This window comes from Marinomonas sp. S3726 (assembly GCF_000967665.1).
In the GTDB taxonomy this organism is placed as follows: Bacteria; Pseudomonadota; Gammaproteobacteria; order Pseudomonadales; family Marinomonadaceae; genus Marinomonas.
Map to the genome: position 1 here is coordinate 592,847 of NZ_JXYC01000004.1, position 23,240 is coordinate 616,086.

The following is a 23,240-nucleotide window of genomic DNA, read 5'->3' on the forward strand; positions in this document are numbered from 1 at the left end:
ATTTTCTGTTGAAACCTGATTCGTCTTAGTTTCGCTCATTGTGCCTGTATAGCTAGGTGATTAGATCTTTTATTAAACTTGATCCGTTATTTTATGAGACAGAAATAAGATAAATGTGTGATGAGGTTTAGGTTGCAGGAAAAAGAAAGCATTCACTGAAAAGGGGTGTCAGTGAATGCTATGAAAGGTGTGCTTTGTTTGCTGTTTGTAGAAAGCTGGGCTTCTACTACTATTGCAGCTGGACATTGTTGAGCATTTCTCTGGCGTGAGCGAGCGTTTGTTCTGTAAGCTCAATACCGCCAAGTAGTCGGGCTATTTCTGTGGCTCTTTGATTTTCTCTAAGTTGTTGTACTTGAGAGCTGGTTTGTTTGTCTCTTACTTGTTTACTGACCATGAGGTGTTGGTTTCCTTGGGCGGCAACTTGGGCCAGGTGAGTTACACAGAATACTTGTCCTCGGGCGCCAACAGCGCGCAGCATGCGGCCAACCACTTCGGCGACACCACCACTGATACCCACATCGACCTCATCAAAGATCAGAGTGGGTATGGTCGAGGTTTGGGCGGTAACAACCTGTATACCTAAACTGATACGTGACAGCTCACCACCAGAGGCGACTTTACGAATAGCTTGCGCTGGTTGGCCTGGGTTGGAAGCTATCATGTATTCGATTTCTTCAAAGCCATTAGCGCTGACTTGTTCAAGAGGACGACAATCAATATGGAAGCGAGCATGGGGCATGCCGAGCCCTCGTATCTGCCCTTCTACTTGTTTAGCGAGCTTGTCTTTTGCCTTAATACGCTTTTCTGTGAGTAAGGTGGCGAGATTAGTGAGGCTTTGATAAGCCTGCTCTTCTCTTTCTTGCAATTGTTCTAGGTTATCGCCATTGCCGTTTAGCTTGTCTAATTCAAACTTGATATCAGCCGCGAGTTGCAGCAATTGCTCTGGTAATACCTTGTGCTTTCTCGCTGTGTCATAAATAAGCGTTAAACGCGATTCCACTTCCATTAAACGGCTAGGGTCTTGTTCTAGAGTGTCTTGATAAGACTGCAAACTGTCACTGGCTTCTTCTACTTGAATAATGGCTTCGTTCATTAGTTCTATAGATGTGGCTAATGTTTCAGGAGTGGGTTGTATCTTGGTGGCGCTTTGCAGGGCTTGATGTAGCATGCTGCGTACATTGTTGGTGTCATGTTCACTGAGAATCTGCAAGGCAAGGTAAGATTCTTGCTGTGCTTCGGCTATTTTGGATAAGAAGGCTTGCTCTTCTTCTAGTTCTTCAATTTCTTTCTCTTTTAATGCTAGTTGATCCATTTCTTGCTGCTGATAAGACAATAATTGAATACGAGATTCTTGATCGCTAGAGCGGTTTTGACGCTCGGCTAACTCTTCTTTTAAAGCGCGCCAGTCTTGATAAGCTTGTTTTACTTTTTGGGTAAGTCCTGTGAGTTTGCCAAATTCATCCACCTGTAGACGTTGAGCAGACTTTTTCAAAAGAGATTGATGTTCATGTTGACCATGAATGTTAATAAGTTGAGAGCTGACGAATTTAAGGTCGGTTAGCGAGCAAGGTCGGCCGTTAATATAAGACTTGGAGCGCCCTTCTTTCGTTACAACGCGACGTAGTATGCAATGTTGGTCGTGATCGGATGCACCTGTTTCTAAGTCATGCTCTTCTAACCAGTTAATTACATTTGGATAGGCTTGATTGTCGAATGTCGCGCTTATGTCTGCTTTGTTTTCACCATGCCTAACTACGCGGCTATCTGTGCGTGCGCCTAAGCAAAGTGACAGGGCATCAACCATGATGGATTTACCTGCACCTGTTTCACCTGAAATTACCGTCATGCCCTGCTTTAGTTCTAATTCTAGAGACTCAACAATGGCAAAATTTTTAATCGCAATACTGGTTAACATGGGTCTCTCCTTGTTTAAAGCGGGTCAGTTAGGCGGCTTTTGGCCTTAAATTTCAGATTTCTGCATTAAATTTGTACAAAGTATGTGTATTTATACAGTAGTTTTTGTTTTTTTGCCAAGAGAAGTAAAAAATTAAAATAAGTTCATTTCTCCCTAAAATTTATGCGGTTTTACTATTGAAAGCTTTTTGAACGACCCCATATAGCTTTCAGATTAAAAAAACTTCTGTTATTTGGAAGTGAAATTAGAGCATTTATTTTAAGTAATTCATCTTTATATACGGAGCAGAACGTGAGCGGTGAAGCAGATAACCAAGCCCAAGAAGGCGTGCTAGAAACAGCAGCAGAATTAGACGAAGTCTTACAAGAAGACCAAGTAGAAAATGTTCAAGAAGAGAATGCTGAACTAGTCGCAGCGTTAGCAAAAGTTGAAGAATATAAAGAAGCTGCATTACGTTCACATGCAGACGCACAGAATGTTCGTCGCCGTGCTGAACAGGATGTACAAAAGGCGCATAAATTTGGCCTAGAGAAGTTTGCAAAAGACATTATCACTGTTGCAGACAACCTAGAGCGCGCACTGACATCGGCAGATAGCGACAAGGATGCAATGCGTGAAGGTGTTGAGCTAACACTTAAGTCTCTTCAAGAAACGCTAACACGTTTTGAAGTGATCGCTCTTGATCCTCATGGCGAACCTTTCAACCCAGAATTCCACCAAGCTATGACTATGGTGCCGAATCCTGAGATGGAACCAAACACTGTAATGGACGTGATCCAGAAGGGTTATACCCTACATGGACGCTTAATTCGTCCAGCTATGGTAGTGGTTTCTAGCGCGGCATAAAAAAACCGTCAAAAAAATGACAGTATTTGCTTGAAATGCTCTAAAGCGTACCCAAATACAGAATTAACAACGAACAACTGAATTTAAAAATTTTACTGGAGAAGACAAACCATGGGCAAAATCATTGGTATCGACTTAGGAACAACAAACTCTTGTGTATCTGTTCTAGACAACGGCACTGCACGTGTAATCGAAAACGCTGAAGGCGATCGTACTACCCCATCAATTGTGGCTTACGCTGAAGACGGCGAAGTATTAGTGGGTCAGTCTGCAAAACGTCAAGCGGTAACAAACCCAACAAACACACTTTTCGCTGTTAAGCGTTTGATCGGTCGTCGTTTTAAAGATGACGTAGTTCAAAAAGACATCTCTATGGTGCCATACAAAATCCTAGCGGCTGAAAACGGCGACGCTTGGGTTGAAGCGAAAGGTGAAGCGAAAGCGCCACCACAAATCTCTGCTGAAGTTTTGAAAAAAATGAAGAAAACAGCAGAAGACTTCCTAGGTGAAGGCGTATCAGAAGCAGTAATCACTGTTCCTGCTTACTTCAACGACTCTCAGCGTCAAGCAACGAAAGATGCTGGTAAAATCGCTGGTCTAGAAGTTAAACGTATTATCAACGAACCAACTGCAGCTGCTTTGGCTTACGGCCTAGATAAGAGCACAGGTGATTCTACTATCGCTGTATATGACTTAGGTGGTGGTACTTTCGACATCTCTATCATCGAAATCGCTGATGTTGATGGCGAGAAGCAATTCGAAGTATTGGCAACAAATGGTGATACTTTCCTAGGTGGTGAAGATTTCGATATGCGTGTTATCGAGTTCTTGGCAGACGAGTTCAAAAAACAGTCTGGCATCGATCTACACAATGATCCACTAGCACTACAACGTTTGAAAGAAGCGGGTGAAAAAGCGAAAGTTGAGCTTTCTTCTGCAACTCAAACAGAAGTTAACCTACCTTACATCACTGCTGATGCAACCGGTCCTAAGCACTTAAACGTTAAGCTAACTCGTTCTAAGCTTGAGTCTCTAGTTGAAGAGCTAGTTGTTAACTCTCTTGCTCCAGTTCGCCAAGCGCTTAAAGATGCTGACCTAGAAGCATCTGAAATCGACGAAGTTATCTTGGTTGGTGGTCAAACACGTATGCCATTAGTGCAAACTAAAGTAACTGAATACTTCGGTAAAGAGCCACGTAAAGACGTGAACCCTGACGAAGCGGTTGCTATGGGTGCTTCTATCCAAGGTGCGGTACTAGCGGGTGACGTGAAAGACGTTCTACTACTAGACGTAACACCACTATCTTTGGGTATCGAGACTATGGGTGGCGTAATGACTGCTCTAATCGAGAAGAACACAACTATCCCAACTAAGAAATCTCAAGTTTTCTCAACAGCAGAAGACAATCAGAGCGCGGTAACTATCCACGCAGTACAGGGTGAGCGTAAACAAGCAGCGCAAAACAAATCTCTAGGTCGTTTTGACTTGGCTGAGATTCCACCAGCGCCACGCGGTGTGCCTCAAATCGAAGTTAGCTTCGACATTGATGCCAACGGTATCTTGAGTGTATCTGCTAAAGATAAAGCAACGGGTAAAGAGCAATCTATCGTCATCAAAGCCTCTTCTGGTCTAAGTGATGAAGAAGTAGAACAAATGGTTCAAGATGCTGAAGCGAATGCTGAAGAAGATCGCAAGTTCGAAGAGCTTGTACAAGTTCGCAACACAGCTGACGGCATGATCCACGCAACTCGTAAAACTTTGACTGATGCTGGCGATCAAGCGACTGCAGAAGAAAAAGAAGCAATCGAGAAAGCCATTGCTGATCTTGAAGAAGCATTGACTGCTAACGACAAAGACGAAATCGAAGCGAAAACAACTGCTTTGACTGAAGTATCTGGTTCTTTGGCTCAAAAAATGTACGAAAGTGCACAAGCTAACGAAGCAGCAGCTGGTGCAGCTGGCGCAGAAGAAGCCGCTCAGCCTCAAGACGATGCTGTAGATGCTGAATTTGAAGAAGTTAAAGACGAGAAAAAATAAGCCTGATATTAGACCTTTTAAGGACTAAATCGCGCTTTTGCAAAACACGGTCCTGTTACCGTGTTTTGCTGTTTTAACTTCTCTCAAAATGTTAATGATTGACCTTACTGCCCAGGAAATCCTGTTATGAGCAAAAGAGACTATTATGAGGTGCTTGGCGTCGAGCGTGGCGCAGATAAAAAGGAGATAAAGAAGAAATATCGCTCCTTAGCAAACAAGTACCACCCAGATAAAAACCCAGATAACGAAGAAGCACTCGAAAAATTTAAAGAGATTGCTGAAGCTTATGAAATCTTATCTTCGGAAGAAAAACGTGATGCCTACGACCGTTTCGGTCATGAAGGTGTAAGCGGCCAAGGTGGATTCGGTGGCGGTGGTCAAGGTGGCTTCAGTGATATCTTTGGTGATGTCTTTGGCGACATTTTTGGCGGTCAAGGTGGTGGCGGAAGCCGTGCACGCCGTGGCGCTGACTTAAGATACACGCTTGAGCTTGATCTTGAGCAAGCGGTTTGGGGTTGTGAAGAAAAGATTCGCATTCCAACGCTAGTTGATTGTAAGCCATGTGACGGTACAGGTGCTAAGAAAGGTACTAAACCTAAGACGTGTCAGACCTGTAATGGTCAAGGCCAAGTGCGCATGTCGCAAGGCTTCTTCTCTGTACAACAGACTTGTCCTACCTGTCATGGTCAAGGTCAGGTTATTTCTGATCCTTGTCCTCATTGTCGTGGTCAAGGCCGTGTACAAGAGTATAAGACTCTGTCTGTTAAGATTCCTGCTGGTGTGGATACAGGTGACCGTATTCGTCTATCAGGTGAAGGTGAAGCTGGGGATCATGGTGCACCGTCTGGCGACTTGTTCGTACAGGTTTCGGTAAGACAGCATGCTATCTTCGAACGTGATGGTGCAAACTTGCATTGTGACGTGCCAATTAGCTTTGCAACGGCTGCATTAGGTGGCGAAATTGATGTTCCTACTTTAGATGGCCGTGTGCGCCTTAAAGTAACGCCTGAGTGTCAAACAGGTAAGTTGTTCCGTCTACGTAACAAGGGTGTTAAGCCTGTTCGTGGTGGTGCTGTTGGTGATTTGATCTGTCGTGTGACAGTGGAAACACCCGTTAAACTGACTGAACGTCAAAAAGAATTGTTAAAAGAGTTAGAAGACACTATGTCTGATGGTGAAGAGCACTCTCATTCACCTAAGCAAAAGTCTTGGTTTGACGGTGTGAAAAACTTCTTTGATGAGATTAAGAAGTAAGCATTAGCTCACGATAAACAAGCTCTCACAAAACCCGCTGCCTTTTTAGATAGCGGGTTTTTTTATGCTCAAATCTCAAACTTTAATTGGAGCTGGAGAGGGGGATGTCGACATTAGCTGCTTTGTGAACAAAATGCTGAGTAACGAAGCGAGGTGAGAGCTACGAAGAGAAGGAGTAGTGCGTTGTGACTCGGTGTTTTTCAGGCAATAAAAAAGGAAGCCTAAGCCTCCTTTTTTATTCAGTGATTGCTTACTAGTTATTTTCTAACATGTAATCAATTGCACTTTTGATTTCGTCATCGCTACAGTCAGCACATGTACCACGAGCTGGCATGGCATTAAGACCGTTTAACGCGTTGCTTAGTAGAGATGCTTCGCCTTTAGCTACACGAGGAGCCCAGTCATCAGCAGAACCGAATTTAGGCGCGCCAGCTACACCGATAGAGTGACAAGCTACGCAGAAAGTACCGTAAATAGATTCACCATCACGTGGGCCGTCAGAACCACCTGCAGCCGCTGCAGAAGCAACTTCACATTCTTCACCAGCAATACAAACTTGGCCAATAGGGGTAATACGTGCTGCAATTTCTTCTGAACTTTGGCCGTAAGCGCTAACAGTTGAGCTTAAAAGAGCAGAGAAGGTCGCAACACTTAGCAAAGCTAAGACCTTGCGGCTAAGAAAATTGGTTAACAAACTCACAATGGTTTCCCTCAATCAGAAATAGTGTACTTAAGAAATAATGTATTTATAGGTACATAAACGGAGGCAAGTATAGCGATAAAATGATCTGCTTGGAATAAAGCCTGTATTAGATTTGTGCAAAAGAGGTCATATATCAAAGAAAAGTATCTGAATTTTCAGCTATTATTAATGTATAACAGAAATGAGAATCATTCCACCTGTTTTGTCTTATCTCATTACCTTTTGTTACAGGGATTTGCTTAGGGAGAAGCTGACACCAGTGTTATAAAAATACTGAACCATGTTTCGTTTTAAGTAGTCGAAAGGCGATATATGTCATCTTTTTTAAGTACACTCAATCAAAAAGTTATATTGGCAGCCTTACTTTGCCTTCTGCCAAGCATTTTTATCTCCTTCAATAATGTGTGGAATACCTATAACACACAGCTATCAAAACTAAGGGGTGACACGGACTTTTTTGCGGAACAGATGATGAACCTCCAGCGTCAGCAGATTAATCGCGCTGAAAGTTATTTGAAATCTCTCGCTAATACGCCAGAAATTCTCTCCGGCCATACTCAAACTTGTCAAAATTTTCTAGCACAGCAAGTAGAGCTTAACGATCTATTTTCCAATATAGGCTCACCTCTGGTAACAGGCGAATTAACCTGTAATGGCACACCTTTAAATCGAGTGGTGAATGTAAAAGACAGGCCTTATATTCAAAAAGCGATTCAACAAGCGAGTTTCTCTATCAGTAAATTGATTGAGGACAGAGCAACCCATGCTTTAAGTATTAATCTTGCTCAGCCAGTATTTGATAAAACATCTGGTGAAATTACTCGCCTAGTGGTTGGGGTTTTACCTTTTGAGTGGTGGCAAAACCTGTTAAATGATGCCAATCATGAAAATCTGATGAGCTTTATTACTGATAAAGGCGGAAATGTTATTGCACGTTTTGGGGAGCAATCCCCATTATTAGGCCAAATTTTTAATCCGGATTCAGACTTCAGTAAGGACTTTGTTTTAGTCGAGAAACAGTTTGTTAGGGGAAATGCTAATCAGGATTTATCTTTAGCCTTTTGGGTGGCATTACCTAAACAGCAGGCTTATCAAGAGGCCAAAGATGCGTTTATAAAAAGTGTTTTAATCATAATGATTGGCTTGCTTGTTTCAGGTCTTATTCTCGTTTTCTCGGCCAAGTTTTTATTTATCCGTCCTGTTTCGTCTTTATTGGATGAATTTGATTCCGGCACAAATTCTCACTCTTCAATTATGGGGATAGAAGATCTGGATGAAAGTATTAAACAAATTGCGTTAAGGCAGCAGCAAACTAAGCAGAACTTATCCTCTACCGAGCAGGAACTTATTCAGGCTTATCATAAGCAAGATATGATCTTAAAAAGCGTTTCAGTTGGTATTGTGGAATTAGATAAAGCGTTAAATGTTTTATCATTTAGTCGTCGTTGTCAGTCTTATTATCGTGTTTTAGAAAAAGATATTAAAAATCGTCACCTAGATGCTTTAAATGAATTAACTTATTTTTATCAGGTGAATGATTTCCAATCTATTTATCAAGCTTTAGAAGAGCAGAATAAAGATGTCATCGAAGTGATTAGTCGTACTGATCGTAAAATGACTCAATACAGTGATGCTAGCACCATGTACTTTAAATGGGCGATCAGTCGAGTGAACTTTGAAGGTTCTGAGGCTCACTGGGTCGCTGTGGTTGAAGACATGACAGAGCATCAACTCAAGCAAGAAAACTTAGCAGAAAGAGCCTCCACGGACTGGCTAACCAAGTTGCCAAATCGCTATGCCATTATGAAGATGATAGATGACGCTATCAGGCGAGATTCAAACACTGGTTTCACCTTGGTTTTATTTGATTTAAATGGCTTCAAACTCATTAATGATAGCTTTGGCCATGATGTGGGTGATGCGCTCATTATTGCTTTATCTCAACGGATGGAAAGCTTACTACTTGATGATGAGCATATAGGCCGTTTAGGGGGAGACGAATTTTTGCTCTACCTACCAAGACGACAAGCTATCAATCGTATCCAGTTTTTACAGCACTGCTTTTTTGAACCGATTGAAGTCATGGAGCGTACCTTTAACTGTAGCGCCAGCGCAGGTATTTCGGTTTATCCTAAAAATGGCAATGATGCCCTTGGTTTGATTCGTTGTGCTGATTTAGCCATGTATGAAGCCAAGCAAAGCACCAAAAATGACAGTGTTTATTATGATACTGAACTAGAGAAAAAGAGTATCAAGCGCTATGAAATTGAAAGTGCCATTCGTTATGCCTTATCCAATAACGAGTTTAAGCTGCATTATCAACCTGTGGTGAACCCGACAAATAATGAAATTCTAAGTGTCGAGGCTTTAATACGTTGGCATTCATTAAGTCAGGGCACCATCTCACCTGCTGTCTTTATTCCTATTGCGGAAGAATCTGGTTATATCAACCTGATTGGTCACTTTGTCCTTGAGCAGGTTCTGGAAGATTTGCCTCAGCTTAAACAGATTTATGGTGAGAAGGTTTGCATCAATATGAACCTTTCGCCTCATCAATTAAAAGATGCCATATTAATTGAAAGGCTGACGACACTCGCTGAGCAAGAAGAGAAGGTGAACTCTTTAATCTTAGAAATTACCGAAAGCACCCTGGTTGATGAAGAGGCTGTGCTTTGTTTAAGGCAGCTGCAAGTATTGGGTTACAAGATAGCCTTGGACGATTTTGGGACAGGCTTCTCAAGTTTGAGCCATATTGCCAAGATGCCAATTCATATCCTGAAAATAGATCAAAGTTTTATTTCACAGTCCAAACATTCTGATCGAGACCTTATCTTATTAAAAAATATTATTACCATGGCGCGAGATTTGGAATTAAAAATTATTGCAGAAGGGGTGGAATACAGTGACCAAGCAAATCAGTTAATTGAGTTTGGTTGTTTTAATATGCAGGGTTATTTATATGCTAGGCCTAAGCCTCTTGAGGAATTGGATTTGAATTGTATGAATGGGGCAGTAAATAAATTAAGTGAGGTTTGAGATCAAACAAATAGGATAAATAAGCTTTCATCACTTTTTGGTGATTTTTTATTGTTTTAAAGTTGCAGTGACTTTGATAGCTTTGAACATGGTTGAGCCGGGTAAATATTGGCTTAATTGCATATGGGATATTAACTTTGCTAATGTAATGCATCTTTTAAGCGGTAGGAGACCCAATAAGTGCAGCTAAACTCTAAGGTAAGTAAAAAAATATTACTCGCATTATTAGTTTGTGTACTACCTGGAGTTATTCTTTCATTTAATAATGTTTGGCGTACTTATCAGTCCCATTTACAAAGTCTTAATGGCGATGCCAATTTCTTTGCTGATCAACTCATCGTGCAGCAAACCGCCAAAATACAGCAGGCTAAGTACTTTCTAACTGAGTTAAGTCAGTTCCCAGAAATTCAAAACCCACATTATTCAGGCTGTAAGGTACTGCTCGAACGGCAACTTCACCTTATCCCTATTTTTACCAGTATTGGTGTACCCACCCCAACTGGCGAGCTAATTTGTAGTGCCAGTTTAGATGGTGACCTTAACTTCTCAGCGAACAAACCTTATTTTGAAAATGCCATTCGTTATCGTAATCTCACCATCAGTAATTTAGCCCGAGACGGGATTGATCACGAGCTGCATATCCACATGGCTTATCCAATTGAAGATAAAAAAAGTAATGACCTCTTGGGGGTTGCCGTTGGCACCATGTCCTTTTCATGGTGGCAGGAAAGCTTAGCCGAATTTGAAAAAACAAATGGCCAAGTTCTTGCCTTTATTACCGATGAAAGCAATAAGGTAGTGGCAAGTTACGGGGAGTTCGCGCCGAGTGAAGGTGATGAGCTACCCAAGCAATATCAAGCATCTTACAAGCAAGATTACGATCTACTTGATGGTGCCTTGCAGAGTGTTGATATCTCAGATAAACATTATATTTTTGCCCAACGTAACCTGATTAGAGCCAATGAAAACTCAGAATTATCCCTGACATTTTGGGTCGCTTTACCAAGTGAAAAAGGCTACCAAGCCGCTCTGCATGATTTGGTGAGTGATATTACGCTAATCCTGATTGGCCTTATGGTGTCTTGCTTCCTGCTTTGGATGTTTGCGCGTTTTATCATAATGAACCCAATGGCAAGCCTATTGGCAGAGTTTTCAAACAAGTCCTCAGACAAGGGTAAGCAACTTTCTATTCATCAGCTTGATGACAGTATCAGACAAATTCTCAAGCAACAAAAAAATACCGCCAAGCATTTATCTGTCACAGAACAGCAATTGATACTGGCTTATCAAAAACAGGATCTCATCCTTAACAGCGCGTCTGTCGGTATTATTGAATTCGACCAAGATATTCAGATTCTGTCTTATTCGCAGCGTTGTCAGGAATTCTTCCAAGTCACAGAAGAACAAATACAACATAGCCACTTATCCGCTTTAGCTATGTATGCAGGTAGCCGCCAATGTAATGAGTTTGATCCCTTATTAGAGCGTTTTGAAAGTCATGGGGATAAAGACTTTATCTTGGTTACCAAGAGTTTACGTGGCCGACAGCAAGAGCCAGAAGAGCTCTATTTTAAATGGCATCTAACTCGGGTTGAATCTGAAGCGTCTCAAACAAAATGGGTAGCGGTTATTGAAGATGCCACAGAGCAAGAAAACGTGAAGCGCTCACTCTCAGAAAGAGCAAGTCATGACTGGTTAACTAAGTTGCCTAATCGTTATTCAGCGATGGGCTCCATCGAAGACTCAATTAAATCGCCCTATGTAGATCAATTCTATCTTGTCTTGTTTGACCTAAATGGCTTCAAACTCATTAATGATACCTTTGGACATGATGTGGGCGATGCTCTGCTAATTGGCTTGTCAGAGAGAATGAACTCACTGTTAGAGCCAAACGAGCGTTTAGCACGTTTTGGTGGTGATGAGTTTTTACTCTTTATCCCTGGCCAGCAGTTATTGTCACGAATTAACTTTTTACATAAAGAGATCTTTGCCTCTATCAGAATTCAAAATAGAGATTTCCATTGTGCTGCCAGTGCCGGTATCGCGGTTTATCCAAAAGATGGCACAGATACCATGACCTTGATTAAACGTGCTGACCTTGCCATGTACGAAGCTAAGCATAAGCAGTCGATTGATTGCGTGTGCTATCGCCCTGAAATGGAAAACCAAGGTGTCGAAAGGTATGAGATGGAAAGCGCATTACGCTATGCCTATGATCATGATGAATTTAGTTTGAATTATCAGCCTGTGGTGAACCCTGGTCAAAAGCGCATTATGAGCGTTGAGGCGCTGATTCGTTGGCAATCTGCTTCTAAAGGCTGGGTTGGACCAGATAAATTTATCACTGTGGCAGAAGAGATGGGCTTGATAAACCAGATTGGTTTATGGGTGATAAAACAGGCTCTGTCTGATCTTGAAGAAGTGAAACGCATCTTTGGTGAAGAGGTCTGCATCAATGTAAATCTTTCTCCTCATCAACTTAAAAACTCAGCGTTAACTAATGAGCTGGTGGCATTAGCCGAACAGAAACCTAGCCTGATGAATAATCTCATCTTAGAAGTGACAGAAAACGTATTAATTAATGATGCGTCTGTAGATCGCATTTATCGACTGCGTAAAGCGGGTTATCGCATTGCGTTAGATGACTTTGGGACTGGCTTCTCAAGCTTGAGTCACATTGCCCGTATGCCGATTGATATCTTAAAAATTGACCAAAGCTTTATTGCTCGATTTGATGACAGTGAAAGGGACAGATTGCTGCTTAAAAACATAGTGGCGATGGCGAAAGATCTCGACTTACATATTGTTGCTGAAGGCATAGAAAGTGAGCATCAGGCGAACCAGTTAGCCGATATGGGTTGCCCAAATATGCAGGGTTATTTCTTCTCTAAACCGAAAGCACTCAATGATTTTGAAGCAAACTTCGCTTTGGGGTACTCGCTTGAATCGATTGAGCAAGGTGCGTCGACTGTCCAGAGCAAAAAAGTCACACAAACGATTGAAGGTGAAGCGGAAGTTGTGGATTAAGTGCTCAAACTTAGCAGTTTAAACTAGGCTGGTTTTAGCCAGAGCTTTAAGGTTAAATGGATTTCTCAACCCTTTGTACCTTATTAGGCGATAAAATTAACTATGACTGATTCTACACACCTAGTGTGCCAAGCGTGCTTAGCCGTCAACCGTATTCCAAGCTCACGCCTTGCTGACTCTCCAAAATGCGGTAAGTGCCAGACTCCTATCTTTAATGCTAAGCCTATTGATTTAACCGCAGCAAATTACCAAAAACATTTACAGCGTAACGATGTGCCTGTACTCGTGGATTTTTGGGCACCCTGGTGTGGTCCTTGTAAAATGATGGGGCCGCAATTTGAGCAGGCAGCAGGTCAATTAGAGCCTAAGGTTCGTCTTGCCAAAGTGAACACAGAAGCCGAGCAACAGCTAGGTGCTCAGTTGAATATTCGTAGTATTCCGACCTTAATTATTTTTAAAGGTGGCAAAGAAATCGCTCGTCACTCCGGTGCTATGGGTGCTGCAGACATTATCAAGTGGACGCGAAGCTATACGGGTTAAAAACTGAATGAAATAACAAACCTAGGGAACCTGCGAATAAGTCCTCCCGCCTCAGCGTGTGGATAAAACCGTTAGATTTATGGCGAGGAACGCAACTTAATAGTTATTCTATTGATAAGGTTCTCAACATAAAGATAGGGCTTTTAGACCACGCCCTTCGGGTCTTTCAGAAAAAGTAACACCCTGTGTTGTCACTTCTCGAAAGGTACCTACATTACTTCAAAGTAACGCCTTGTGTGATACTTTTTCTGAAAAGACTGAGAAGAGGTGACTTAATCGCAGGTTCCCTAGCCTAAATGAGTGGTGCTTCTTATAAGCAGCCATTCATTTGAGAAATGACAGAATAAGTTCTGGTAACTATTAGATATTTCATTAAAATACCCTGCACTTAAGCTCATTCTCATTTAGAGTTTAACCGCACCATGCGCCCGTAGCTCAGCTGGATAGAGCGTCGCCCTCCGGAGGCGAAGGCCGGAGGTTCGAATCCTCTCGGGCGTGCCATTTAAGTCTCTTTATCTTATTGAAATATAAAATCTTTTTTTCTTTTTATATTCCTTTTGTTCTTAGATTGACTACAAAGTGTCTACATGAATTGTATAATTGTTTATTAGGTCTAAAATGCACCATAAGATTTATTATTCAATGGATATGAGATGTTAAGACCGCGAGTATTTTTAGACACAGAAGTATTTGATTCTAATCAGTATAATTTCAATAGCAGAGACTTAAAGCAGCTAAAAAGCCTTTCAGAAAACCTTTCTATAGAACTGTTGCTCACTGACGTTGTTGTTGATGAGGTACACAGGCATTTACGAAGGCGAGCTAATGAACTAGCTAGCGATGCGCATAGGCTCAGCAAGAAGTTTATCAATGTTGACCCTGAAGGTGCTGGGACTGAGCTTCAAACAGATAGATACTCGGCAGATAATGTTTATAAACTTCTAGAAAGAAATTTTGAAGGTTATTTGGATGCATGTAATGCAGAAGTAATTGATGTTGAGTCAGTAAGTTCAAGAGAAGTTTTTTCTCTATACTTTAATGAGCAGTCACCTTTTAGCTCTACAGGGAAAAAGAAGAACGAATTTCCAGATGCTTTTACTCTTCTGGCCTTACGAAATTTCAGCCGAGAGCGGAATGTTGAAATATCCGTTATAAGTAATGATGGTGACCCTATTGGCTTTTGTGATCAAGAAGAAAACTTAACTCATTTTAGTAACTTAAAAGAATTCTATGAAAAATCCTTAGAGTCTATAGGATTCACAATGGAGTACTATAACGAGTTAGTTCTTAAGCGCTGGGATGATCTGGAATCATATATTATTGATAACATCCCTAATCACTGCTCATTCCAAGCTTCACACAGCTCATTTGGTATCTTACAAGCTGAATGTATCGAGCTAAATTATTATAACCACACTTTGCTTGAAATTGATGAACCATATATAGCTGTTTCTCTTGATGTAATAGCTAAGTTTAGTGTTGAGTATTCAGATATAGATCATATTTCAGAGGCAGAGGTTTCAGTAGATTTAAATACTAGTTTGGCCTTTTGTGTTAAAGATAATGCTTGTGTACATTTTTTAGATCCAATTGAATTTGGGAATCTGGGCATCATTACTTTAGATATTCGTTAAGATTTTTTTACATAAAGGATTTAATGCTGCAGCTGCTTGAAGATGCTCTGGTGCCAAATGGGCGTATCTCATTGTCATCGTAATAGATGAATGGCCCAGTATTTTCTGCAAAGTCAGTATATTTCCTCCATTCATTATGAAGTGGCTTGCAAAGCTATGTCTTAGTACATGGGAAGACTGCCCTCTAGGTAAATTGATGCTTGTCGATTTAAGGTATTTTCTGAACGATTTAATGCAATCAAAGAATCTACCATGTTGCTTCATGTGCTCTTCAAGCTTTAAGAATAAGTCTTGGCTAATAGGGATGGATCGGTTTTTACCACTCTTAGTATCAGTAAAATCCACTTGACCATTTCTGATATGTTGAGGCTTTAGTTTCACTGCTTTCTCCCCCTACCACGCATTGGTTTGGGTGGTAAAACTAGTGCACAGTTAATCTTACTTACGTAGTAGCTACTGATAAATAAAGCTTATTTATATCATTGTCCCAAACTTCGATGATTTTTCTGGTCTTATCTCGATTCCAATAGCACTTCCCAAACAAAATTATTGCAGCGCCATGTAAATCCCATCTATCATTTATTGAGTACTTTTCGATTAGTTTACTGCTGAATTTACTAATTGGAATTCCCATGTTTTTACATTCTTGAGGGTTTAGCCAGCTTACATCTTCATTTGCACTGGATATTGTTCCCCAAAACATTTTTGGTTTTGGACTTTCCGATAAATTTTCAGGCTGGGCATCTTTAAAGTTAACAAATAGATTTTTAGCTTTGTATGGAAAGTCACCTATTCGAATTGTTACATTAGATTCTGTAAGGTTGTTTCCTCTAATTAAGCTACTAAGAATTCGATCAAGGGTAAATTTTGAGGGTATAGTGCTTTTTGAAGATGGTGATGTCTTTGTCGCTGTTCCTGATGTAGCGTACTCACTTACTACTTTGTTGATTTTTAATTTGTTACTGGAAGACTCTCCGGCTTCAGATGAGTCAAATGAAAGAATAAGTTCATCTGATTTCTTTATTGCTTTATCTACTTCTATAGCGTTTGCCACATCAATAGTAAAGTGCCTTGATGAGTTCTCTGCTTTACAGCCTTTTTTATGGTATCGAGAACCAAAGCAAGCATCTTTTCCATCACTACTTTTTTTTCGGTAAAATGCGACACCTCCACATGAGGGGCATTTCAAGTGATATCTAAAGCGTTCTATGTTTCTTTCTGGTAAAAGTAGAAACTCTAAAATATCAAATCTGCGTTTTGCTTCACTGTGCGTACAGTCTGCCTCGTACATTCCATGCCCCTAAAAACATCTTGAAGAATATATAAAACAGTACGTTAAATGAACTTTCAATGTCCACATAATGGCTACGAAATAGAGCAGTTTTTAGTTGCAATGAGTAATTTGGAAAGCTATAGCTCTTTGATTGTGCTCGTTATAGCTTGTTATTACTCATTGCTAACGAATATAAACAGGTTCGAACCCTCTCGGGCATGCCATTTTCTTAGATACAACCTTTTCCCAGCGTTTACTTTTTTAATACCTTTAGAATTAATTCAGTCAGCTCATGTAAATATTGGGTATCTGCACGATTCTTGGTGATTATCATGCGCCAATAAATCATGCTGCCGAGTAAGTCTAATATCATCTCAATATTAGTATCTTGGCTAATCTCATTTCGCTCTATTGCTCTTTGAATGAGCGTTTCACCACTTTGCCTTCTTTGTATTTGTACATTGCCTCTTATCGCTTGTGTGAGGGTTGGGTTACGTCCCATTTCAGCATGTAAATCAGGTAGGATTCGTTTAATCTTCCTATGTCTCAGTAAGCGTCTTAGTTGCTTAAGTAACTGAAAAATATCTTCTTTTAAACTTCCCGTGTCGGGGATGTATATGAGGTCAGTACCTACTTTATTGACTAACTCAGTGACCAACTCGAATTTTGAAGGCCAGCGTCTATAGATGGCTGCTTTACCGACACCCGCTCTTTTCGCGACAGATTCAAGTGAAATAGAGGCATAACCCTTCTCTACCCATTCTTCGAATAGTGCTTTCTCTATGGCTAACGTAACGGACTCTTGTTTTAGCGCTGCACCACTTAGTTTTCGTTTTTTATCATCGATACTCTTGCGTTCCATCGTAAATTCACTATAGTTTAATTAATTCAATGATACGCAATCGTTCCGACGTAATGCAAGGGGAATAAAATGAAACATACTGAGCAAGTCATAGATGGCTTTTCTAGCATGCTGAAAAAAGCATTGGGTACCAAGTTAGACCCAAGCGCTAACCATTTTTTGGAGATGGTGTCTGATGATATTGAAATGGAATTCCCATATGCCCATGAAGGCTGTATCAAGCGTATAAATGGGCGCTCTGACTTAGAGCGTTATCTCACAAAGGTCGCGAGTTTGATTCAGTTTGAATCTATGGGTGAGCCATTAGTTCATCATACGTTAAATGAAAATACCGTCATTATTGAATTTACCTGTAAAGGAGTAGGGGTCAAAACAGGTAATCCATACGATCAAAGCTACATTTCTGTCATTACCTTGGAACAAGGCAGAATTAAACGTTATCAGGATTACTGGAACCCACTCATCGTAGCTTCTGCATTGGGTGATGTAAGCGAACTAAGTGATATTGGAGGTGATTTAAAATGACAGTATTAGTGACAGGGGGAACAGGAAAAACAGGTAGCAGGATAGCGCAACGCCTTATCGCATTAGATCAAGATGTACGAGTTGCTTCCCGCTCAAATAGCGCTTTTAAAGGAGCGCAAAGTGTTCAGTTTGATTGGTACGATGATCGAACGTTTGCTGAGGCTGTGGAAGGTGTGCAGAGTGTCTATCTACTTGCCCCTGCGAATGAACCAGAGCCATTAGTGGCTATGAAACCTTTTATTGACTATATGCTTGCTTATGGCGTCAAACGCTTTGTTTTACTAAGTGCTTCATCTCTGCCCAAAGGTGGGGTCATGATGGGAGCCGTGCATGCCTATCTCGAAGACGTTGCGCCTGAGTGGGCTGTTTTAAGGCCTACATGGTTTATGCAAAACTTTTCTGAACAACAGCATTTGCATACGATTAATGATGACTGTTGTTTTTATTCAGCGACAGGTGATGGGCGAGTGCCTTTTATTGATGTGAACGACATTGCAAATGTTGCGGTGGAGGCTTTAATCAGTGATGACGCTTTGAACCGTGATCTGGTTTTAACTGGCCCACGTGCGTTGACTTATGATGAAGTCGCAATGATTATCTCAAAGGTAAGTGGTAAGCAAATAAGGCATATAAAACTCTCGGAGAGTGCTTTAATAGAGCGCTTTGAGCATAACGGCATGGCTCAAATTTACGCTCAAGCATTAGCTAAAATGGATACAGACATTTCGCAAGGGTCTGAAAACAATGTGACAAAGGAAGTGGCTAATTTGACTCAGATAGCACCAAATAGCTTTGATGTATTCGCTCAATCTGTTGCTAAAGTGTGGCAATAGGTTTGCACTCTTTTATAGCAAAAAATGTACTTTTTGTTGGCTGAATAGGGTTTTTTCTAAACCGCTTAGCCTGGTTTTAGGATGATAAAAAAGTACTTTTTTGCTTACTTTGTTGCAGATATAGCTAAAAGATCTCTTCGTATAATTTAATAGTCTAAAGCTGAAAATGACCGCAAAATGCCCTTCAGTCAACCTAGTGTTATTTCTCTTCTTGCCCTTATTCATCTGGCTTGAATCTGCTATCTTACTCTTCTGAATTAACTGCTTGTTACTCATGGTGATTTCTATGTCTTACAGTCAGTGAATACTTGGCTTTAAGTCAATTTTGACGCGTATTTTTAATACGAGAGAAGCGATATTTTGAGCATAAAATACAGGTGATGAACGAACCAAAATCTAGCATCGAAGAGCATCTTTTTGGTGCGAGTTAGAAAAAAATATTGAACATCCGAAACGTTTTGGTTTATATTTATCCAAATCGTTTCGGATCGATTTGAAACGAAAGAGGTTGAGATGGAAAAGAAAAAGAAGAAAGCCACATTAAAATCAATTGCACAGCATTTGAATATTTCAGTAACAACCGTGTCTAGGGCGTTGTCTGGATACAATGATGTGAATGCGCAAACTCGTCAGCAAATTCAAGAAGCCGCAGATCTCTTGGGTTATGTGCCGAACTTAGCGGCCCGTAGATTAGTGACGGGTAAAAGCGATGCAATTGGTATTTTATTGCCTGTTTCCTATGGAGACATGCGAGATCACTTCTTGAGCCATTTTTTATTGCACTTTGGTCAATCTCTTTACGCACACAATCCGAATTTAGATTTAATTGTTTCCTATGCCCCAGAAGGGGAGAAGGAGTTGGCAACATACCAACGCTTTATTGATAGTCAGAGAGTCGATGCTTTTGTCGTTCTTAGGTCTCGCATGGATGACGCTAGGGTCGAATTATTAAAAGAGCAAAAAGTGCCATTTGTTACCCATGGTCGTACTCAATGTTCTGATGATCATAACTGGATAGATACGGATGCCAGAGCAGGTTTTGACCTTGCGACACAAAGCTTGATTGATAAAGGTCATCAAAGAATCACCTTATTGAACTTGCCAGAAAGAATGTTTACTTCTCACTTGCGAGTGGAAGGGTATGAAGATGCGATTGCACGTGCTGGATTAGAATCAAGCATACATACCATGGAAATGAATGATGAGATCCCTTACCAAGTAGCCTTAGATTTATTAAAAGCGGACAAGGCGACGACAGGCTTTGTTTGTGCCTCAGATGTTATTGCTCATCAGGTGGTTAAAGCGGCGAAAGAGCTTGGTATTGATCCTTGTAAAGATATTCAAATTATTGGTTGTGATGATCTCCCTCTCTCACATTTAGGGGATCCAACTATCTCTACTTTGAGAACGTCGTTGGATGATCATAGCCAGGCAATTATTAAGATTTTGCAATCGGAATTGAATGGTCAGATTTTTATTCCGAGAAATAAGTTAATCAATTACGAATTAGTAGAACGCCAAACCAGCAATCAAGCATTTTCGCCTGATGGCTAGTCTGAATCTGGCTTTAACCTGAGTTAGGGCCTTTAAAAAGTCGCTTGTGCGATTTAAAGAAATGATAGGACTTTAAAAATGATAAAAAAAATAATTTTGCCAATCTTATTAGGATCTTCCATTGCTTCGGCAAGTGAGGTCGTTTTTTATTCGACTCAAGCCAATCCCTTGAAAGAAGCGGATGCCATGCGAAATGATGTACTCATCAATTTTGATGGTGACGTGAAATTCCTTCCACAAGAAGCTGGGCCATTCTTTTCTCGTATCGAAGCTGAATCTCGTTCCAACTCAGTTTCTTTGGGTGTATTAGGTGCACTGCATGGTCAGTTCCCTCAAATCCAAGGATCACTAGATTCCATTGATGATGTACTAGCCAGCGTGCCAAAAATTAAAGCCAACAATACCATGAGTGAACTGGGTAAGTTGGGCGCTAGCGAACAAAAATATATCCCTTGGATGCAAGCTACCTACATAATGGCGGCGAACAAAAAAGCCCTACCTTATTTACCAAAAGGGGCTGATGTTAACGCTTTAACCTATGATGAGCTTGCGACTTGGGCTGCCAATATTAAAGAAGCAACAGGTAAAGCGAAACTTGGTTTCCCTGCTGGTGAAAAAGGCCTGATGCACCGTTTCTTACAAGGTTATTTATACCCTTCATTTACTAACTCTGTTGTGACTGATTTCCGTGGTGACGATGCTAAAGCTATGTGGCAATGGTTCCGTGACCTTTGGCAAGATGTTAACCCAAGATCAACGGCTTATAACTTGATGCAAGAGCCGTTACTGACTGAAGAAGTTTGGGTTGCCTTTGATCATACCGCACGTTTAAAAGATGCATTTGACCAAAGACCAGATGACTTTATCGCTTTCCCAGCCCCTTCTGCTAAAGCTGGCCGTGGTTTCATGCCTGTTATTGCAGGTCTAGCGATTCCTAAAGGAACGCCAGATAGAGCGGCTTCTGCTGAATTAATTAAGTACTTGTCTGAGCCAGAAGTGCAAATCAGAACCCTCAGAGCAACAGGTTTCTATCCAATTGCTGACGTTGAGCTACCGGCTGACCTGCCTGCCAATGTAAGAATTGCAGGTAAAGCGATTGCCACTCAAGCGGGTTCACCAGATGCCTTGCCATCTATGCTTCCTGTTGGTTTAGGTGATCTAAGCGGTAAGTTTAGTAAAACCTATAAAGATACCTTCCAACAAATCGTTTTGCGTAATGCCAACATAGACAAGATCCTTGATCGTCAGGCGACAGTCTTGAAAACCATCATGGTAAGCGCCAACGCACCTTGCTGGGCACCAGACAAACCAAGCAATGGTGTATGTCCAGTTAACTGATTTCTTAAGTAAGTTGCGATTCTCGTCTCACATTTAAATTGTTTTCTCCTCATGTTGAGGCGGGAATGACTTTTTGCACCTTCCTTAAGTGTTTAAATAGATTTCAGGATGCCCTATGAATAGTAAGACATACCCTTATTTGCTGATTGCTCCGAGTATCTTATTTTTACTCGCTTTCTTTATTTACCCTTTTATCGAAGTCTTTTTACAGGCCTTCACCACCAGTGATGGTGAGCTAGGTTTGGCAAACTTCGATACCATTTTTAATGACTTTAATTTCTTACCTTCATTAAGCAATACCCTGATCCTTGCATTAGTGGTAGTACCGACTCAGCTATGTATGGCGGTTGGTATGTCTTTAATGATCTCTAAGATGAAAAAGGGACGCGATACCGTACTTTATATCTGGACTATCCCGCTTGGTATTTCAGATTTGGCGGCGGGTATCGTTTGGTTAGCCTTGCTTGATCAGAACGGTTTCCTGAATAGTTTCTTATTCTCTGTTGGTATTATTGATGGGCCAGAGAGTTGGCTTAACTACAATAATCCTGTGGCTATCTTTGCCGCCATAGTGTTTGCCGAAATCTGGCGTGCGACAGCGATTCTGCTAGTCATCATTGTTTCCGGTATTGGTCTGATTCCGAAAGAATACTATGAAGCAGCAGAAATCTTTGGTGCTAATGCCTGGGTGCGTTTATGGAAAGTAACCCTACCTCTATTAAGACCTAGTCTACAAACGGCTTTGATTCTACGGACCTTGTTAGCCTTCGAAGTCTTTGCCGTTGTCATGCTACTAGGCGGAACCAATATGCCTGTCTTGATGGGCGAAGCCTTCAACTGGGCGTTTGAATATCGAGATGCGGGTGCTGCTGCCGCTTATGCTGTGGTGATTTTAGGCTTATCGATTGTTTTCACTTTGTTTTATTTAAAAGTATTACATGTGCCTAAGGAGGCCCAAGTATGAGCCAGTTTGAGCAAGATGCATTGTTAGAAAAAGAAATGCTTGCCGCAAATAAACGCAAAAAAGCTTGGCGTTGGTTATTTATCAGTGGCACTGCTTTCATGGTGTCTTGGATAGTATTTCCGATTTACCTCTTGGTTGTTAGCGCATTAAGTTCTGCTGAAGTGGTAAATGGTTGGCCAAAGGCATTTGTGCCTGAGTTTGATATGGAAACCATGGCCTTCTTTATGAACTACTACGGCGTGCTAGATGCCTTAAAGAACTCCTTGATCGCGGCCGTTTTCACCATGGTGATTTCGATTGGATTAGGTACACCTGCGGGTTATGCCTTGGCTCGGTTTGAGTTTCGTGGAAAGAACACATTTAGGTTACTTATCCTATTAACCCGTGCTTTCCCTATGCCTTTGCTGGCATTACCTCTGGCCGTTATTTTTATCAATATTGGTCTTGATGACACCTTGTTTGGTTTATCTCTGGTGCACGCCGCTTTGGCCTTGCCATTTGCAGTTCTGATTACTTCAAGCTTGTTTATGGGGATTCCCGTTGAGCTTGAAGAGGCCGCTTGGGTATTAGGTTGTAACCGCTGGCAAGCGTTTGTCAAAGTGGTTATGCCTTTGGCGTTGCCGGGTCTGACTGCGTCTGCTGTCTTTGCCTTTGTTATTTCTTGGAATGAGGTGTTCGCAGCGGCGGTATTGACCATCAATAACCAAACACTGACGGCTTTCTTGGTACAAAGCTTGTCTTCCTCTCCTGCAGAAGTGAAGTTCGCAGGGGGGCTGATTTTGATCGTACCGGCCATTCTCTTCTTATTCGTTGTTAGAAAGTATTTATTCAGTATGTGGGGGATTGCAAACCGCTAAATGAACCGCTTTTTACCATATTGATATGTATTTTTAGGAATG

General features: G+C 41.1%; 18 protein-coding genes and 1 tRNA gene. 14 read left to right on the plus strand and 5 right to left on the minus strand.

What is annotated here, in order from left to right; translation table 11 throughout:
• Positions 1–229 precede the first annotated feature (229 nt).
• Positions 230–1,915, minus strand: a complete 1,686-nt coding sequence (gene recN / locus TW85_RS03900; RefSeq protein ID WP_046015740.1) for a DNA repair protein RecN — start codon at positions 1,913–1,915, stop codon at positions 230–232.
• 291 nt (positions 1,916–2,206) lie between these two features.
• Between recN and grpE the strand changes: the two genes are divergently transcribed.
• From grpE to dnaJ, 3 genes are all read left to right on the plus strand, one after another.
• Complete coding sequence (grpE, locus tag TW85_RS03905) at positions 2,207–2,761, plus strand: nucleotide exchange factor GrpE (RefSeq protein ID WP_046015741.1); 555 nt, start codon at positions 2,207–2,209, stop codon at positions 2,759–2,761.
• Positions 2,762–2,872: 111 nt separating this feature from the next.
• Positions 2,873–4,798, plus strand: a complete 1,926-nt coding sequence (gene dnaK / locus TW85_RS03910; RefSeq protein WP_046015742.1) for a molecular chaperone DnaK — start codon at positions 2,873–2,875, stop codon at positions 4,796–4,798.
• A gap of 126 nt (positions 4,799–4,924) precedes the next feature.
• On the plus strand, positions 4,925–6,052 hold the full coding sequence (gene dnaJ / locus TW85_RS03915) for a molecular chaperone DnaJ (RefSeq protein ID WP_046015743.1): 1,128 nt from the start codon (positions 4,925–4,927) through the stop codon (positions 6,050–6,052).
• A gap of 253 nt (positions 6,053–6,305) precedes the next feature.
• Here dnaJ and TW85_RS03920 read toward each other — a convergent pair whose 3' ends face one another.
• Positions 6,306–6,752, minus strand: a complete 447-nt coding sequence (locus TW85_RS03920; protein ID WP_231870346.1) for a cytochrome c5 family protein — start codon at positions 6,750–6,752, stop codon at positions 6,306–6,308.
• A 315-nt stretch (positions 6,753–7,067) separates the two neighbouring features.
• Here TW85_RS03920 and TW85_RS25310 point away from each other — a divergent pair, with 315 nt between their 5' ends.
• The 5 genes from TW85_RS25310 (at position 7,068) to TW85_RS03945 (ending at position 14,992) form a co-directional block, all read left to right on the plus strand.
• Entirely contained in the window at positions 7,068–9,791 is a 2,724-nt protein-coding gene (locus TW85_RS25310) for an EAL domain-containing protein (RefSeq protein WP_052701830.1), read from the plus strand.
• Positions 9,792–9,971: 180 nt separating this feature from the next.
• Positions 9,972–12,818, plus strand: coding sequence for an EAL domain-containing protein (locus TW85_RS03930; protein WP_046015744.1), 2,847 nt, complete (start codon positions 9,972–9,974; stop codon positions 12,816–12,818).
• Positions 12,819–12,920: 102 nt separating this feature from the next.
• Complete coding sequence (trxC, locus tag TW85_RS03935; protein WP_046015745.1) at positions 12,921–13,358, plus strand: thioredoxin TrxC; 438 nt, start codon at positions 12,921–12,923, stop codon at positions 13,356–13,358.
• Positions 13,359–13,782: 424 nt separating this feature from the next.
• A tRNA-Arg gene (locus tag TW85_RS03940) sits at positions 13,783–13,859 on the plus strand.
• 152 nt (positions 13,860–14,011) lie between these two features.
• Positions 14,012–14,992 carry a PIN domain-containing protein gene (locus tag TW85_RS03945; protein WP_046015746.1) on the plus strand — a complete coding sequence of 327 codons (981 nt, stop codon included), beginning with the start codon at positions 14,012–14,014 and terminating at the stop codon, positions 14,990–14,992.
• Here TW85_RS03945 and TW85_RS03950 read toward each other — a convergent pair.
• From TW85_RS03950 to TW85_RS03960, 3 genes are all read right to left on the minus strand, one after another.
• Positions 14,978–15,373, minus strand: a complete 396-nt coding sequence (locus tag TW85_RS03950; RefSeq protein WP_052701831.1) for a tyrosine-type recombinase/integrase — start codon at positions 15,371–15,373, stop codon at positions 14,978–14,980. The two genes, TW85_RS03945 and TW85_RS03950, sit on opposite strands and share 15 nt — an antisense overlap.
• A 61-nt stretch (positions 15,374–15,434) precedes the next feature.
• The gene (locus tag TW85_RS03955; protein WP_046015747.1) at positions 15,435–16,283 is read right to left on the minus strand and encodes a hypothetical protein; all 849 of its coding nucleotides are present in this window, start codon (positions 16,281–16,283) and stop codon (positions 15,435–15,437) included.
• A gap of 235 nt (positions 16,284–16,518) precedes the next feature.
• Positions 16,519–17,127: a TetR/AcrR family transcriptional regulator gene (locus TW85_RS03960; RefSeq protein ID WP_046015748.1), complete on the minus strand. Its 609-nt coding sequence runs from the start codon at positions 17,125–17,127 to the stop codon at positions 16,519–16,521.
• A 69-nt stretch (positions 17,128–17,196) separates the two neighbouring features.
• Here TW85_RS03960 and TW85_RS03965 point away from each other — a divergent pair, with 69 nt between their 5' ends.
• From TW85_RS03965 to TW85_RS03995, 6 genes are all read left to right on the plus strand, one after another.
• Complete coding sequence (locus tag TW85_RS03965; protein WP_052701833.1) at positions 17,197–17,652, plus strand: nuclear transport factor 2 family protein; 456 nt, start codon at positions 17,197–17,199, stop codon at positions 17,650–17,652.
• Positions 17,649–18,485, plus strand: coding sequence for an ergot alkaloid biosynthesis protein (locus tag TW85_RS03970; RefSeq protein ID WP_046015749.1), 837 nt, complete (start codon positions 17,649–17,651; stop codon positions 18,483–18,485). The genes TW85_RS03965 and TW85_RS03970 overlap by 4 nt, the downstream gene beginning before the upstream one ends.
• A 513-nt stretch (positions 18,486–18,998) precedes the next feature.
• Complete coding sequence (locus TW85_RS03980; protein WP_046015751.1) at positions 18,999–20,039, plus strand: LacI family DNA-binding transcriptional regulator; 1,041 nt, start codon at positions 18,999–19,001, stop codon at positions 20,037–20,039.
• A 78-nt stretch (positions 20,040–20,117) separates the two neighbouring features.
• A complete protein-coding gene (locus tag TW85_RS03985) occupies positions 20,118–21,377 on the plus strand; it encodes an ABC transporter substrate-binding protein (RefSeq protein ID WP_046015752.1) in 1,260 nt (419 codons plus the stop codon).
• A 115-nt stretch (positions 21,378–21,492) separates the two neighbouring features.
• A complete protein-coding gene (locus TW85_RS03990) occupies positions 21,493–22,341 on the plus strand; it encodes a sugar ABC transporter permease (protein ID WP_046015753.1) in 849 nt (282 codons plus the stop codon).
• Positions 22,338–23,198 carry a carbohydrate ABC transporter permease gene (locus tag TW85_RS03995; RefSeq protein ID WP_082827854.1) on the plus strand — a complete coding sequence of 287 codons (861 nt, stop codon included), beginning with the start codon at positions 22,338–22,340 and terminating at the stop codon, positions 23,196–23,198. The genes TW85_RS03990 and TW85_RS03995 overlap by 4 nt, the downstream gene beginning before the upstream one ends.
• The last annotated feature ends 42 nt before the right edge of the window (positions 23,199–23,240 follow it).

Bases quoted from the DNA above. Each gene is read 5' to 3' on its own strand.
- TW85_RS03980 (WP_046015751.1), top strand. From the start codon at position 18,999: ATGGAAAAGAAAAAGAAGAAAGCCACATTAAAATCAATTGCACAGCAT.
- TW85_RS03945 (WP_046015746.1), top strand. From the start codon at position 14,012: ATGTTAAGACCGCGAGTATTTTTAGACACAGAAGTATTTGATTCTAAT.
- TW85_RS03965 (WP_052701833.1), top strand. From the start codon at position 17,197: ATGAAACATACTGAGCAAGTCATAGATGGCTTTTCTAGCATGCTGAAA.
- dnaJ (WP_046015743.1), top strand. From the start codon at position 4,925: ATGAGCAAAAGAGACTATTATGAGGTGCTTGGCGTCGAGCGTGGCGCA.
- recN (WP_046015740.1), bottom strand. From the start codon at position 1,915: ATGTTAACCAGTATTGCGATTAAAAATTTTGCCATTGTTGAGTCTCTA.
- TW85_RS03995 (WP_082827854.1), top strand. From the start codon at position 22,338: ATGAGCCAGTTTGAGCAAGATGCATTGTTAGAAAAAGAAATGCTTGCC.
- TW85_RS25310 (WP_052701830.1), top strand. From the start codon at position 7,068: ATGTCATCTTTTTTAAGTACACTCAATCAAAAAGTTATATTGGCAGCC.
- dnaK (WP_046015742.1), top strand. From the start codon at position 2,873: ATGGGCAAAATCATTGGTATCGACTTAGGAACAACAAACTCTTGTGTA.
- TW85_RS03970 (WP_046015749.1), top strand. From the start codon at position 17,649: ATGACAGTATTAGTGACAGGGGGAACAGGAAAAACAGGTAGCAGGATA.
- trxC (WP_046015745.1), top strand. From the start codon at position 12,921: ATGACTGATTCTACACACCTAGTGTGCCAAGCGTGCTTAGCCGTCAAC.
- TW85_RS03990 (WP_046015753.1), top strand. From the start codon at position 21,493: ATGAATAGTAAGACATACCCTTATTTGCTGATTGCTCCGAGTATCTTA.
- TW85_RS03985 (WP_046015752.1), top strand. From the start codon at position 20,118: ATGATAAAAAAAATAATTTTGCCAATCTTATTAGGATCTTCCATTGCT.
- TW85_RS03960 (WP_046015748.1), bottom strand. From the start codon at position 17,127: ATGGAACGCAAGAGTATCGATGATAAAAAACGAAAACTAAGTGGTGCA.
- TW85_RS03955 (WP_046015747.1), bottom strand. From the start codon at position 16,283: ATGTACGAGGCAGACTGTACGCACAGTGAAGCAAAACGCAGATTTGAT.